This window comes from Bifidobacterium sp. SKU, assembly GCF_026016405.1.
GTDB classification, from domain to species: domain Bacteria; phylum Actinomycetota; class Actinomycetes; order Actinomycetales; family Bifidobacteriaceae; genus Bifidobacterium; species Bifidobacterium bifidum.
In genome coordinates this window covers 1,451,194-1,464,684 of sequence record NZ_CP092890.1, presented here as the reverse complement: position 1 = coordinate 1,464,684, position 13,491 = coordinate 1,451,194, and the positions used below count along the sequence as shown (strand labels likewise).

8 protein-coding genes are annotated in these 13,491 nt (G+C 66.0%); all 8 read right to left on the bottom strand.

The genetic code is table 11. The features are described from left to right. Window positions 1–33 precede the first annotated feature (33 nt). The 8 genes from MMB49_RS06305 to MMB49_RS06270 all read right to left on the bottom strand — a co-directional run bounded on the left by MMB49_RS06305 (window position 34) and on the right by MMB49_RS06270 (window position 13,466). Window positions 34–309, bottom strand: a complete 276-nt coding sequence (locus MMB49_RS06305) for a helix-turn-helix domain-containing protein (RefSeq protein WP_047270533.1) — start codon at window positions 307–309, stop codon at window positions 34–36. Then, window positions 306–2,141, bottom strand: a complete 1,836-nt coding sequence (locus tag MMB49_RS06300) for a VirD4-like conjugal transfer protein, CD1115 family (protein ID WP_047270535.1) — start codon at window positions 2,139–2,141, stop codon at window positions 306–308. Before MMB49_RS06300 ends, MMB49_RS06305 begins: the two co-directional genes overlap by 4 nt. A gap of 12 nt (window positions 2,142–2,153) precedes the next feature. Then, complete coding sequence (locus MMB49_RS06295) at window positions 2,154–2,465, bottom strand: hypothetical protein (protein WP_003817158.1); 312 nt, start codon at window positions 2,463–2,465, stop codon at window positions 2,154–2,156. Further along, entirely contained in the window at window positions 2,462–2,773 is a 312-nt protein-coding gene (locus MMB49_RS06290) for a hypothetical protein (protein WP_047270536.1), read from the bottom strand. The genes MMB49_RS06295 and MMB49_RS06290 overlap by 4 nt, the downstream gene beginning before the upstream one ends. 66 nt (window positions 2,774–2,839) lie before the next feature. Next, window positions 2,840–9,511, bottom strand: coding sequence for a DEAD/DEAH box helicase family protein (locus tag MMB49_RS06285; protein WP_052773295.1), 6,672 nt, complete (start codon window positions 9,509–9,511; stop codon window positions 2,840–2,842). 119 nt (window positions 9,512–9,630) lie between these two features. Continuing rightward, the gene (locus MMB49_RS06280; RefSeq protein WP_003817163.1) at window positions 9,631–10,068 is read right to left on the bottom strand and encodes a TnpV protein; all 438 of its coding nucleotides are present in this window, start codon (window positions 10,066–10,068) and stop codon (window positions 9,631–9,633) included. A 393-nt stretch (window positions 10,069–10,461) separates the two neighbouring features. Beyond that, window positions 10,462–12,399 carry a hypothetical protein gene (locus MMB49_RS06275; RefSeq protein WP_047270540.1) on the bottom strand — a complete coding sequence of 646 codons (1,938 nt, stop codon included), beginning with the start codon at window positions 12,397–12,399 and terminating at the stop codon, window positions 10,462–10,464. A gap of 14 nt (window positions 12,400–12,413) precedes the next feature. Further along, the gene (locus MMB49_RS06270; RefSeq protein ID WP_047270542.1) at window positions 12,414–13,466 is read right to left on the bottom strand and encodes a PcfB family protein; all 1,053 of its coding nucleotides are present in this window, start codon (window positions 13,464–13,466) and stop codon (window positions 12,414–12,416) included. Between the last annotated feature and the right edge of the window lie 25 nt (window positions 13,467–13,491).

The following is a 13,491-nucleotide window of genomic DNA, read 5'->3' as shown; positions in this document are numbered from 1 at the left end:
CCGCATGACGATGGGAGTGAACAGTGAGCGATTTCAGCGAACGCGACGGGCAGCTGCTGCGCAGTCGCAGAGCAGCTGGATGGGGCTGATGGCGGGCACTTCGGCGAAGTGGGCGAGCTCGGGAATCGTGATGGCGGTCTTCCGTTCCGCCTCGATGTTGAAGACGACGGTTGCGGAGATGGCGTCGTCCGGATATCTGGAATTGACCTCATGGGCGAGTTCCTGGGCGGTCAGTCCCGCGAGCTTCCTGTACCTGCGCAGCAGTTGCCCGGTCGACGCAGCTTCAATGGCGGATGGTTCGCTGGTCATGCGGCCTTCCTCCATCCTTCGGAGTGTTTGAGTGTGGATTTCGGTTTGGTGATGGTGGTTCCCGGCCATGCCTTGCGGCTGAGGAACGGGTGGAGTCCACGCAGGTTGTAGATGCATTTGTCGTTGTCCAATTGGGCGAGCTCGTCGGGCGTGAGGAGTTCGCGTCCGGTGCGCTGGTAGTTGGTGGTGTGGCTGCCGGACACGCCCTTCGAATCGCTGGTGGTGCGGATGTCGATGGTCTCCTTGCCGAGCAGTTTGCTGAGCCATTCGGTGGTGGACTGCTCGTTGCCACCGAGGAAGAGCACACTGTCGCAGTTACCGACGATGGTCTCCCACGAGTCCTTGTACATGGTCTTCAATTGGGCGATGGTCTGGAGGATGATGCTGACGCTGACCTTGCGCGAGCGGATCGTGGCGACGAGCTTGTCGAAGTTCGGGATGCGCCCCACGTTGGCGAACTCGTCGAGGAAGCAGTGCAGTGGCGTGGCGAGGCATTCGCCGGGGTATGTGCGGCAGCGGCGGATGATGCTGTCGAAGAGGCATTGGTAGAGGATCGCGGCCAGGAAGTTGAAGGTCGGGTCCTCGTCGGGCAGCGCGAGGAATATAGCCGTCTTCCCGTTGGGACGTCTGTAGCCGCCCTCGTGCTCGTCCTGGTATCCGCCGATCCGGTCGATGCCGAGGTTGTCGTCGGAGAGGATCTCCCTGACCGGGCCGACGGTCAGTGGGGCGAGGCGCACGCCGAGGCTGATGATGATGCCCTTCTTGGTCTCTCCGGCGCCCTGGGTGAAGGGCCGGTACTGGCGGGCGGCGAACTTCAGGCCCTGGGCGAGACGCCATGCCTCCCGCAGGTCCGGGTCGTCGTGGTCCGCGCCCTCGCGTTCCCATTCGGCGCGGGTCTCCTCGTATATTTCAGTGGCGGTCCGGGCGACGGCGTCGACCTGGCTTTCCTTGGTCTCGTCCTGTTCGCTGGCCTCGAGCAGGTCGCGCATGTCGGCCACCGCGTTGAGGGTCTGGCCGGCTTCGATGTTCAGGCAGTCCTTGAGGATGTCGTCGGGCAGGTAGTAGACGAACGCGGTGAGCGCGGTCAGCAGGCTGCGTTCGGATTTGGTCCAGAAGTCGTTGGTCTGGTGCTCCTTGGGTGTGGAGCCGTTGGTGTTGTCCATGATGTTGGTGACCAGGCGCATTATCGCCACATCGGGCTTGTCGGGGTCGATGTAGCGCATGGGGTTAAATTTCGTCCAGCTGGTCAGGTCCACCAGGTCGAGCTGTTTGACCGTGTATCCCATTTTCTCCAGTTTTCCACCGGTCTTCGCGTAGAGTTCGCCCTTGGGGTCGGTGCACGCGTAGTTCATGCTGCCTTTGAGGATGTTGGGGATGACGTGGGTGGCGGTCTTGCCGGAGCCGGAGCCGCCGATGACGGCGGTGTTGAGGTTGCGTCGCGTGGCCTGGGCGTCGAGGCTCAGGCCCTCGGTGGCCGTCATCTGGAGGTTCTGCCTGGTGTCGCTGTCGGTGTATGGGGCCATCTCCCGGCTGGTGGACCAGCGTGCGGACCCGTATTCCTCGCCTTCGCGCCAGTTGCGTTGGCTCATACTCCACCGGTAGAGGTGGAACAGGCCGACCGCGCCCGCGCCGCCCAGTCCGCATAGGAGGCTGGTCCGGTCGAATCCCAGGGCGGTCGGATGCTGGAGCATGGTCGTCATGCCATCCATGATCCGTTCGATGCTTTCGCCGGCCGCGATGCCGGCCTGGACGCGTGCGGCCGCGAGGTCGGCGATCCAGAATCCCGCGAGGATGGTCAGCGTCCTGACGACGATTCCCCTTATTCGTTCCATGATGGTTCCTTTCTATTGTTTTCTTTCGTCGAGGTTCGCTTTGAGTTTGGTTTTGAACCGCTCGTACAGCGTCTTCCTGCTGGTGATCCTCGCGCCGTCCGGGCTGGTCCCGGTCTTGGCGTTGTCGCCGTCGGCCTGCGCCGCGTCCTTCGGGGACGTGAGGGGCGTGACGGTGGTCATGCCGTCCGGCGTGACGTCAATGCTGAATGGTTGGCCGTCGGCCATGAGCGTGGACATGAGCCGGCCGGTGCGGCTGTGGATGTCGATCCATTCGCCGGCACCGGTCTTGTCCGGCCTGGTGGCGCTGACGGTGGTCCGTGTCATCGCTCTCCGTCCGGCTCGTCGTGGCTGGGGTCGAATGCGAGGCTTGTGGCCTCGATGTCGATGCCGGATTCCTCGTCTCCGGCGGTGCCCTTGACCATGAGGCGGGCTCCCTTGTGCGCGTTGCGGCCGATGTTCTCCGAGTGATCCCCGCCGCTGGCATGGATGGTGATCTTTCGCCCGTTTCCGTCCGGATCGACCAGTGCCTCGAGCAGCCAGTCGTCGTGTCCTCCGTGTGGTTGCGGGTCCCTGATGAGCGTGCCCTCGAACCAGATGACGGGCTCCGTGGCGCGCTGTTCTTCCGTTGCCATATGTTCCTCCTATAAGGTGAGGGGCGGCGTGCGAAGCCGCGCGCCGCCCCCGGTGGATGTGTGGGCCTACAGTCCCAGTCCGTGGCGTTTGGGTGTGTGCTGCTCCCGCGCGGGCGCCGGGCGTTCCGGCTCCGGCCGGTCGAGGTCGCGGCCTCGTTCCGGCTCGTGCTCCTTCAGCTGGTCGAGCTGGTGCAGCGTCCAAGTGGACAGTTCGCCGTCGTATGACGCGCGGGCGAGGATCTCGTCGCGGTTCTCCCAGACGAGCTGGTCGGCCTGCTGTTGGGTGACGCCCGTCCAGTCGCCCTGCTCGTTGATGCGCATGAGCGGGTCCGTCCGCGGATCCCATCCGCCCATCTCGCGTTTCTCCGCGATGTCCGCTTCGGTGAGACCGTCGCCGGCGAGCTGGATCGCCTTGTCTGACGGGTAGGCGGCGATGTCGTTCTCGGGGTCGTGCGCGTTGACCTCGCTTACGATGCTGTGCAGGATTCTGACGGCGGCCGGGTCGGGGGATTCGTATCGTTCCAGGATGTGGCTCGCGCGCATGCAGGATGCCTTACGGTGCTGCTCGTAGAGTATGGCCGGATCCTCCTCGACCTTCGTCACGAGATATCCGGCATCCTCCCTCGCCTTCATCGCCTGATCGCGGTCGAAGGCGGTGCTCAGGTATGCGATGTGCCTGTCGGGGTCCCCGGGTTTCCGCCACCGGTAGGCGTATTCCTCCGGCGGCTGGTGCGCGGCCAGGTGGCTCGGCTCGGATGCGCGGGCCTTGTGGAGGCCGCCCGCGCGTTCCCATTCGGCCACCGCCTTGCCGAGCTCCTGTAGCGCGTCGGGTTCGGCGGGGTCGATGACGGTGTGTTCGCGGTCGGCCAGATCGTTGTCGTCGTATTGCCATTCCGCCTGTGGCCGGTTGGCGTAGAATACCTCGATCCGGCCGGCCAGACGGTCCGTGTCCTTCCATGCGGGGTTGTCGTGGAAGTCGATCTGCACGGCGCGGCCGTCCGTGAGCCGGGCTTCGAGGTAGTGTCCCATGGCGTTGCCGCCCTGGGTGATGCCGTCGATATTGGGGTCCTGTTCGAGCAGTCGTCCGATGTCTTCCCGTGTCAATGGCATGCGTGCGCTCCTTTCCGTTTTTGTGGTTTCCTGGTCTCTACTTTCCGTCTCCCGGGGTTCGTCGGGTTTGGACGTCAGCCGTTCGAGTTCGGCTTGTTTTTGCCGGTATTCGTCCTCGTGGGCGAATGGTTCGGCCAGTGTCTCCTGTGCGGCGGCGAGCTCCCTTTCGGCGTCGGCCAGCCGTTCCGCGAGCTTGCCGGGGTCGGTGGCCATGTTCCTGACGAGTCGGTCGAGCTGGCTGACGATGCTGGATGGTCCGGTCAGGTATGGACCGGGCATCTCGGTGCCGGATTCGTGTTCGTGGACCGCCTTGACGGCCAGGGTGATCCGTCCGGTGGTGTCGGCGCGGCGTGCGATGACGGGCAGGCCGTCGTATTCGGCTATCGTGTCCCCGTCGTGCGCCTGGTGGGCGGCCTGGTGGAGGAGCCTGCATGCGGTCTGCCGGTCGCCGACCGGCTGTCCGTTGATGGTCATGCCCTCCCATCGGCCGTTCATGCGGGCGGTCTGGTGGATGCCCAGGGCCTTGGAGGCGAGCGGCTTGTCGTCGGCCTTCTCGCGGATCGACTGGCGCAGGAGTTCGACGCGTGGCTGGAGCTGCTGGCCGATGTCCCTGCGGGTGTCGGCTTTCTGCTGCGCCCATGAGGCGCGCAGGAGCTTCAGCTGGTTGATCTCGTTCTCCAATGTCATGCGGCGTTGGATGTCGGGGTCTCCGGTGGCCAGCGCCTTGATGTTGGCGAGAGTCACCACGTCGGCGTCGAGGTCCGCGGCCTCGCGTGCGGGGCTCTTCGAGCTCATGAGCTGGCTGATGAACCTTTGCTTGCGTTCCACGGTCTGGTAGCTGTACGCGTCGAACGTGCCTTCGGTCACGTACCGGTAGTCGCGCACGTGGCCGTACGTGTTGCCCTGGCGTTGGATGCGGCCGAGGCGCTGTTCCAGGTCGGCGGGACGCCAGGGGCAGTCGAGGTCGTGGATCGCGGCGAGGCGTTCCTGCACGTTGGTGCCGGTGCCGAGCTTCTGGGTGCTTCCCATCAGCACGCGGATCTCGCCGGACCTGACCTTGGCGAACAGCTGCTCGCGTTTGGCGGGGTTGTCGCCCGCGTCGTGCACGAACGCTATCTGCTCGGCCGGCACGCCCAACGCCACGAGCCGGTCCTTGAGGTCCTGGTAGGCGTTCCATCCGCCCGATGCGGGCGTGCTCGAGTCGCAGAAGACGAGCTGCGTGCCCAGGCGCGGCGTCTCCTCTTGCCAGATCCGGGCGACGTTCTCGGCGCATGCCTGGATCTTGCCGTTCTCCAACGGCCGGTCGTTTTCGTGGCCTTTGAGGAGTTTGGGGTCGAGGGCGATCTTGCGTCCGTCGCCCGTGATCTTGAGGAGGTTGTCGTCCTCCGGTGGCACGTCGCCGTCGCGCACGCGGTCCGCCCTGTCGGACAGTTCCTCCATCTCCTCCTTCTGCCGGTCGGTGATGGGTACCGGCACGGGCACCTGTTCCAGTTCGGGCAGGGGCAGCTGGATGTCGTCGTTGGTGATCATGTCGGTGAACTGCTTCACCGCGTTCATCAGTTCGGGCAGGTTCTGGAACCGCGCGAACCTTTGCTTGACCTGGAAGCCGTTGCCTTCGGGTTTCAGTTCCACGGTGGGCACGACCTGGCCGTAGGTGCCCGCCCATGCGGCGAACGTGTCCAGCCCCTGCGCCTTGAGGGTTCCGGGCGCGAGGTAGCGCTGCATGTTGTACAGCTCGCTCATGGAGTTGGATACCGGCGTTCCGGTCATGAACGCGATGTTGCCGCCGTGCCCGGCCTCGCGCAGCCATTCGCATTTGTCGAGCAGGTCCTCGCATTTCGCGGCGGACGACAATTGCATGCCCAGGTCCGCGGATGCGACGGGCACGCCGAGGTTCTTGAAGTGGTGGGCCTCGTCGACGATGAGCATGTCCACGCCCAGCGATTCGAACTCGATGCCCGCCAGCGCCTTGTCGTCGCGCGACTCCTTGCCGTCGCGCAGCCTGTTCATGGCGGTCTCGGCGCTTTTGCGCGCCGCCTCCAGCCGTTTGACGGTCGGGTCCTTGTCGTCGCCCCTGGCCTTGGCGGCGGCCTCGACGGCATGGGCGAACTCGTCGACGCGGGCGCGCATGTTCCTCAGCCGGCGTTCCTTGCTGACGTGCAGTTGGCTGAACCGGCTTTCCGGCACGATCACCGCGTCCCAGTCGCCGGTGGCGACCCGTCCCCAGAATCGGCGCACCGATTCGGGGTTGCGTTGCGCGTCCTTGTCCATGACGAGGATCCGGCCGGCCGGGTAGAGCCTGAGCACGTCGCCGGCCCACTGGTCCACGAGGTGGTTGGGGACCACGAGCATCGGCTTGGACGCCTTGCCGAGGCGTTTCGCCTCGTGGGAGAGGGCGACGCCCTCGAACGTCTTGCCGGCTCCGACGACGTGGGCGATGAGGGTTCCCTCGTCGCTGCGCAGGGCGCGGGCCACCGCGTCCTTCTGGTGGGGGCGGAGCCGGACGCCGTGGGCGATGCCGGGCGTGGTCAGGTAGGATCCGTCGACGTGGCGGGGCCTCAGGCTGTTGAATCTGCGGTTGTACAGGGCGGTGAGCCTTCGCGCGCGGTCGGGGTCCCTGAACGCCCATTGGTTCCATGCGTCGCGGATCGCGTTGGCCTTCTCGATGGCGGCCATCGTGGCCTTCTGGTCCTTGACGCGTTTGGGTTTGCCGGATGCCGTGGTCTCCGTGGGGGAGTCCTTGGTGACGGTGATCTGCGCGTTGTTCAGGCACGCCTCCAGCAGTTGGAACGGGTTGCGGTCCTCGGTGCCGTACGTCTTCGCGGCCTTGTAGTCGATGTCGCCGCCGCCCGAGTAGCCGACGCGCCATTGTCCGAGCTGGGGGATCCAGTCGACCGAGTATTGGGCGAGCTTGCCGGGCGTGAGTCCGTGGCCGCGCACGTTGAACGTCTCCATCATGAAGTCGTGGACGTCCCTGGCGGGGATCCACGGGGCTCCCAACGGCGCCTTGATCTGCTCGGCCTCCAATGGGGTGGGCTGTACGCGTTTCAGCATGCCGGCCACGTGTTCGAGGCGTTCCGCGTCCGCCTGGTCGGCGCGCGCGGCCGCGGCGTGCTCCGGCAGTTCCCGCCATTGCTTGATTTGTTCCTCGCGGCGTGTGCGGAACGCCTGGTAGTCGTCGGGGCGTGCGTCGACGACGCGTGGCGGGACGCCGTAGGTGTTGTGCTTCTGCCCTTGGCGCAGGTCTTCGGGCAGTTCGCGGGCGATGCCCCAGATCCATTCGCTGAGGGACATGTCGGTGGCGAGCCGTTCGGCGAGCCGCGTGTGATCGTCGGTGTCGGGCATGAGAGTGCGTGCCATTCCGCCGATGGTCGTGTCCGTCCAGACGGGCCGGCCGTTCGCGTCGTCGGCGCGCCAGCTTTCGAACAGGTTGGAGAGGATCGCTGTCTTGTCGGCGGTGTCGAGCCGGTCGGTGTGGGCGATCTTGTGGACGAAGAGGGCGAGGTTCCTGACGGGCATGTCCCGGTCCGCGAGGATCGGCGCGTAGTTCTGCGGGGCGTCGCCGTCGCGCCATGTCCAGCACAATGCGTCCCACAGCGGGCTGGTGCCGTGCGATTGGTGCCATGCCGGCGCTTGCCACGGCTTCCTCTCTCCGGTGTCGGACCGTTCGAGGGTGACGCGCGCGTGCTGTTCGGGAAGTTCCTCCACCGCCCGCCAGGCGAGGGCGAGGACGAGTTCCGGGTTGCGGCTCCAGCCCATGGTCCATGCGTTCCGGCCGTTGATGCGTTCGATGACCGGTGCCGGATCCCTGTAGGATTCGGCGGAGTACGGGTCCTTGAGGCTGCGCCACACGTCCGCGCCCGCCTCGCTGATCCATTCGCTTGCCCGCTCCGTGGCGGGCATGTCCTCCGGCGTCGCGTAGGTGGATGCCGTGAACTCGGTCATGGCCTCGGTGCCGGCGCGGCGTCTCAGATGTTCGGCCATGGCCGTGACGTGGTCGAGTCTCGTTCCCACGTCGCCGGTGAGGTAGTCCTCGGCGGGCATGACCGTGCCGGTGTCGGGGTCGCGTATGATTCGGTCGCCCAGGCCGGCCTCGGCCTCCTCGACGGTGGTGTCGGCGAGGCGCGCGATGAGTTCCAGGTCGACCCTGCCGGCGCGGTCGAGGCTGATGTTCAGCGCGTCGTCCAGGCTGTCCGCATGGTCGGGCATGGGCGGTACGGGGCTGATGGTCCGCTGCGAGAGGCATTTCGCCTTGCCGACGAACCTTCCTTTTTCGTCGGTCTCCTCCAACGCCATGACGAGGTGGCGGCCGGATTCCTCACTGTCGTAGGCGCGGAGGTTGGCGCGGTCGTTCAGGCGTCCGAACTCGCCGGTGAACCGGTCGTATGCCTGGTCGAGTTCCTTGCGTTTGGCCTCCACGGCGGGGTCGTCCACGCGGGCGGGGTCGAGTTCGAGGCGTTGGAGTTCGCGCGCCAGGTCGCGCAGGCGGATCATGCCGCGCAGTCGGCGCGCCTCGTCTCCCTGACCGTGGGCGGCCTCGGTGACGGTGGCGCCGTCGCCGTACCAGACCACGCCGCGAGGGTCGACCGAGTATTCGAACGGGGTCACATGGTCCGGGCGGACGATGACCTCCGCGCGTTCGGCCGGTTCCATCTCGCCCAGCTGCAACGGCGGCCTGCCGTGGGCGATCTGCATGGAGAGCATCGTCCGGAGCCGTTCGCCGATCTGTTCCGTCCCGCCCTGGAAGACGACGTCGAAGTCGCCGCCGAACCGGCCGATCACTGGTCTGATGTCGCCCACCGCGTGCGTGGGCATGTCGTTGGCGACCGCCTGGTTGACGTTGACGGTCACGTCCTGGTAGCCGGGCACGGCGATCGGTGTGGAGTGGATCCATGCCTCGTCGGGCGTGCGGTCGAGCGTCCGTTCGCGTCTGCGCAGCACAAGCACGTCGGTGACGGCCTCGGTGCCGGCCTGGCGGGCGAACGTCGAGGACGGCAGACGCACCACGCCGATGAGCTCGGCTTTCCTCGCGAGGTCGGCGCGCATGGTCTCGGAGCGTTTGTCGAGCGTGTACCTGCTGGTCAGCAGCATCGCGACGCCGCCGGGGCGCAGCGCGTCCACCGAGCGTTCGATGAAGTAGTCGTGCAGGGGGAGGCGGGACGTGCCGCCGTCCGTGGTCCGGTAGTCGAGGCTGATGTCGCCCGAGTAGGGCACGTTGCCGATGGCGAGGTCGAACGATCCCTGTTGGATGGTGCAGTCCGCGAGGTCCGCGTTGAGGATCGTGGCGTACGGGTTCAGCGCGGCGGCGATGCGCGCGCTGATCGGGTCGAGTTCCACGCCCGACACGTGCGCCGCGACGTCGTCGGGGATGCCGGCCATGAAGTTGCCGGTGCCGCATCCGGGCTCCAGCACCTGGATGGGTGTGGGGCCGATGTCGAGCGCGTCCCACATGGCCTTGACCACCGGGCCGGGCGTGTAGTAGGCGGTCAGTGTGGAGGCGCGCGCCTGCGCATACTCTTCCGGGGTGAGGGCCTGTTCTATCGCGTCGCGGATCGTCCGCCATTCAGGCTTGTCCGAGAACACGTCCGCGCATCCGCCCCAGCCGGAATATCCGCGCAGCGTATCCATTTGCTTCGCTGAGGGCCGGCCGCCGTTGTCTCCGCCGAGTTTCTTGAGGGTCTGGATGGCGGCGATGTTCGCTTCGGCGCGTTCGCGGGGCGAACGCGCGCGCTGCGCGTCGAGGGATGCTAGAAGCTCTCCACGACCTCGTGGATCGCCATGCTCATCGACTCCGACTGGGCCTCGTTCATCCCGTTGAGCCGGTCCAGGTCGGTCAGCTGTGGTGCCGCCTTCAGGCAGTCCGTCCGGTTGAGCAGGTGCCTGGACTCCATCAGCTGGTCCATGATCTGCGCCTGGCGTTCCCTCGTGCGCGTCTCGATGTCCCGCAGATGCTCCTCGAGCACGTTGGCCATCATCATCTCCCTGAACCACTGGGGATGGTGCTCCTTGAGCCAGATGAGACGCATCCGCTGGATGCCGTGGACGCTGTTCGTCGTGAACACCTTGTACGGCAGCGCGTCCTCGGAATACAGGTTCGGCAGCGTCTCCTTCAGGTGTTCCAGCTTCCTGCTGTTCTCCTCGTAGCGTGCCTTGAGCTGCGGGTCGGTCCATGTCATCTCGTCCATTGTTGTTCCTTTCTTCAGTGTTGTTTTCCGTGCCGGAGAATTGTGTAAAACGTTTTACCACAGGTTGCGGCGTGGTTTCGCCGGGAGTGGCGGCGCCGACCCCGAGCTTGTTCTCGGCGGCGATCCGCGCGTCCCGCCGGCCGAGTCCGCGGAGCCGGTTCTCCCGGTATTCGGCCGCCACGGCGGCTATCGTCTCGTCGTCCGCTCCGCGCACGCGGAGCCGTTGCACCGCGACGTGGCCCACCGTTATCTCGTATCCGCGCACCTGCTCCGCTATCCTGTCGGCCTGTCTTTGTTCCTCTTCGAGAAGGCTGAACAGGTCGATCTGCTCGTATTCGGCCGGGGCCGTCTGCTTCGCGTATAGGCGTTTTCTCGCCATGGTTCGCCCCTTTCTTATAGTGTTTTCCGTTGGCCGTGGTTCCGGTCGATGCCGGGTGCCGGCGTGGCTGTGTTGAGTCCGTCGAGGTTCTCCCTGAGCTTGGTATGGAACCGGTCGAGCGTTGACTTCAGGTCCGTGTGCCGTCGCTCCGGATCGTCGCGGCGCGTCGTCTCCGGCGGTTCGGCTTTCGCTCCCGGGTCGGCGGCCGGCGAGCCGGCTTCGTCGTGGTCCCGTCCCTGTTCCGTCTCCTTGGTCGGTTCCGTTTTCCGTGGCGTGTCCGTCGCCTCCGCGTCCTGTTCGATGGTTGGCCGGGTCGGCGTTTTGTCTCTGTCCTGCATCGGTTCCTGTGCGCCGGCGAGTTCCTGGATGAGGAGCCTGGCGGCCTGGCGGCGTTGGCGGTTGGTCCACCGTCCCTCGTCCCCTCCGGCGGTCCGGTCGACGAGTCGGCGCGCCCATTTCAATGCGACGGCCGGCTTGTACGTGCCAGCGCGCCGGTATTCCGTGAACCGGCCCTGCATGCGGCTGATTTGCGGCCAGGATTCCTCCACGGTCTTCGAGGCGAGTTCCACCGATGCCGTGTCGAGCGTCTCCTCGGCGTCTCGGCTGCGCTTCTGCGCGTCGATGATTGCCTGGACGAGCGTCTGCGGGTCGACCTGCACGGTGCGGCGTTCCGCGCCGCGGCCGGTGAACAGTTCGACCGGGGTGCCGGGTCTGAATCTGAGGTTGACGGCCCGTCCCTCGTTCTTCTGACTCTGGTTCTTGCCGCTCATGAACATGTCGGTGGCCCAGCCGGTCAGGTCCTGTCCGTCGATGACGGTGCCGCGGGGGAGTCCGACGATCATCTTCGGCCAGTCGCGTCCGTCCTTCGCATGCAATATATAGATGTGCGCGAGCCTGTTCGCCACCCACGCGTTCGGCCAGACCTGTCTCGTGGCCGTGGTCGCGTGCGCCGGTTCCTGCCGTTCCGGCGTCTCGTCCGCGGGATCGGCGGACCGTCCGGGCCGCTCCTGCTGGGGGAGTGCTGGCGTCGGTGAGACGGGGCGGCCCTGGAGGATCGAGATGGCGGCCTGGTCGGTGAACTCGTCCCAGTCCGGGGCGCGCCGGCCGTCGTTCAGGTTCAGCAGCGGTTTCTGCTCCAGTCCCGGTTTGAGCAGTCCGCTGCGCATGACGCGGCCGGTCATGCCGTGGGCGACGGGTCCGCCGTCGTGTTCGCGCCAGAACTGGTATTCGTCCCGGTAGACGCGGCTTTGGGTGAGCAGTTCGCCGTCGCTCATGGTCTTGGCGGGGAAGGATTCCCTCATGTCCTCGCTGTGGCTGATGGTCGTGACCTGCATGCTCAGGTCGTCGTATTGCAGGTGTTTGAATGTCATCGCGTCGAACAGTCGCTGCTGGTTTTGATGCCAGGAGAAGACCATGAGGTCGTAGCCGTTGTCCTCCAGGAAGAACACGCAGGGGCGCGGCTCGTGCTCGACCGCGTTCTGCATGAGGCTGGCCTGGAGCAGGTCGGGGTCGAGCCGGCCTGCCGCGGACGCGGCCACGGCGAGGCTGTCGCTCCATCCCATCGGGAGCGGTCGGCCGGTCGTCGGATCCGTCATGCGGTACTCGCCCGGTGTGGTCACGGTGTCCCACTGGTCGGGGTGGCGGTGGTCCCACTGTTCGATGCCCGCGAGCATCGCGTCCATCGGGCTCTGTCCGCTCTCCGGTCTGATGGCGAAGGATTCGGTGGCGCGGGTGGTGTCGCCGGCGATTGTGTTCCGGTGGGCGATGGTTTCGCCGGGAGCGTAGATCATGCCCACCGAGTCCTCGCCGGCAGTCCTTGCCGTGCCGGCCGTCCATATCGTGTCGCCGGACGAGGCCCACATGGTCACCGGCCATGGGGTCGGGTCGTTGGTCCCGTTGATGGTGTCCTGGAAGATCGCGGCGCGTTTCGTCGCCTGTTCCTGCTGGTTCATTGTGGTTTTTCCTTTCAGCGGCCCTTGCGGGGCGTGCGGTCCCTGTTCTGGGTGGGTGGCATGTGGTTCTTCTGTTCGGCGAGGTTCTCGTTGAGTCGGGTCTTGAAGCGTTCAAGCAGTGCCTTCTTCGATCGGATCGGCTTCGGTTTTTGCTCTTTGCCGGCCGGCCTGGGATTGTCTGCTCTGGCCTGTGTCTGCTGTCGCGTGGCCGGTGTCCGGGCTTCGTCCGGTGCGGGTTCCGGTTCGCTTTCCGGCTTCGATGTCGGCGTCTTCCGGTTCGGCTCGGTCGTCTGCTTGCGTGTCCGCTCCTGGGTTTGCGCGCCCTGCCCGTAGTCGTCGCGCAGGATGTCGTCGAGCTCGTCGCGCAGGCTCGGGTCGGCGGCGGCCTTGCCGATGATCCGGTCCGCGAAGTTGCGGCCGGACTGCTCGTCGCATGTTGTGTCGCCCATGAGCTTGTCCCATGAGAGTTCGGGGTGGCGGGCGGTGAGGCTGTTCGCGGCCATCTCCATGACCTCCGGGTCCACGAAGTCCCAGGCGATGCGCTGCGTCGGCATGGGCTTCGTGGCTGGTTCGGCCGGGGTCTCCCGCGCCGGGGGTTCTGGCTCGTTTCGGGTCTGTTCCGTCTGCTCGACGGTGAAGTCGTCGTCGGTGACGTCCAGGCCCATGCCTTTGAACGCGCGTTGCACGGCGTGGCGGACATGGTCTTCGTCCTTGCCGGCGAAGTGCAGGATGAACTGGCCTTGGTCGGCGCGTTCGAGGTGGTAGTCGATGCCGGCGGTCTTGAGGCTGTGCTGTACTTCGCGCATGGTCGAGTCGTCGAGTTGCAGCTCGTGCAGGTCGCCGTCCTTCTTTTGCTGCAATCGTTTCTCGGACATCTCGCCGCTGTCGATCTTGTTCTTGACGGCCTCGCCGGCGGCGTGCACACCGGTCTTCGCGAGTTTCATGCCGCCGCGGAGCATCGCCATGGCCACGCCCTTGGGGATTCTGAGCATGAGCTTCGCGCCTCCGGTGATGATGGTCTGGACGGCGTTCTGGATCTTCTCCTCAGCCTGTTCCTCGATTGGCATTGCGGTTCCCTTTCTGTTGTCGGTT

Excerpts from the sequence above, each read along its gene's own strand:
- MMB49_RS06270 (WP_047270542.1), bottom strand. The coding sequence starts at position 13,466 with ATGCCAATCGAGGAACAGGCTGAGGAGAAGATCCAGAACGCCGTCCAG.
- MMB49_RS06305 (WP_047270533.1), bottom strand. The coding sequence starts at position 309 with ATGACCAGCGAACCATCCGCCATTGAAGCTGCGTCGACCGGGCAACTG.
- MMB49_RS06290 (WP_047270536.1), bottom strand. The coding sequence starts at position 2,773 with ATGGCAACGGAAGAACAGCGCGCCACGGAGCCCGTCATCTGGTTCGAG.
- MMB49_RS06300 (WP_047270535.1), bottom strand. The coding sequence starts at position 2,141 with ATGGAACGAATAAGGGGAATCGTCGTCAGGACGCTGACCATCCTCGCG.
- MMB49_RS06275 (WP_047270540.1), bottom strand. The coding sequence starts at position 12,399 with ATGAACCAGCAGGAACAGGCGACGAAACGCGCCGCGATCTTCCAGGAC.
- MMB49_RS06285 (WP_052773295.1), bottom strand. The coding sequence starts at position 9,511 with ATGGATACGCTGCGCGGATATTCCGGCTGGGGCGGATGCGCGGACGTG.
- MMB49_RS06280 (WP_003817163.1), bottom strand. The coding sequence starts at position 10,068 with ATGGACGAGATGACATGGACCGACCCGCAGCTCAAGGCACGCTACGAG.
- MMB49_RS06295 (WP_003817158.1), bottom strand. The coding sequence starts at position 2,465 with ATGACACGGACCACCGTCAGCGCCACCAGGCCGGACAAGACCGGTGCC.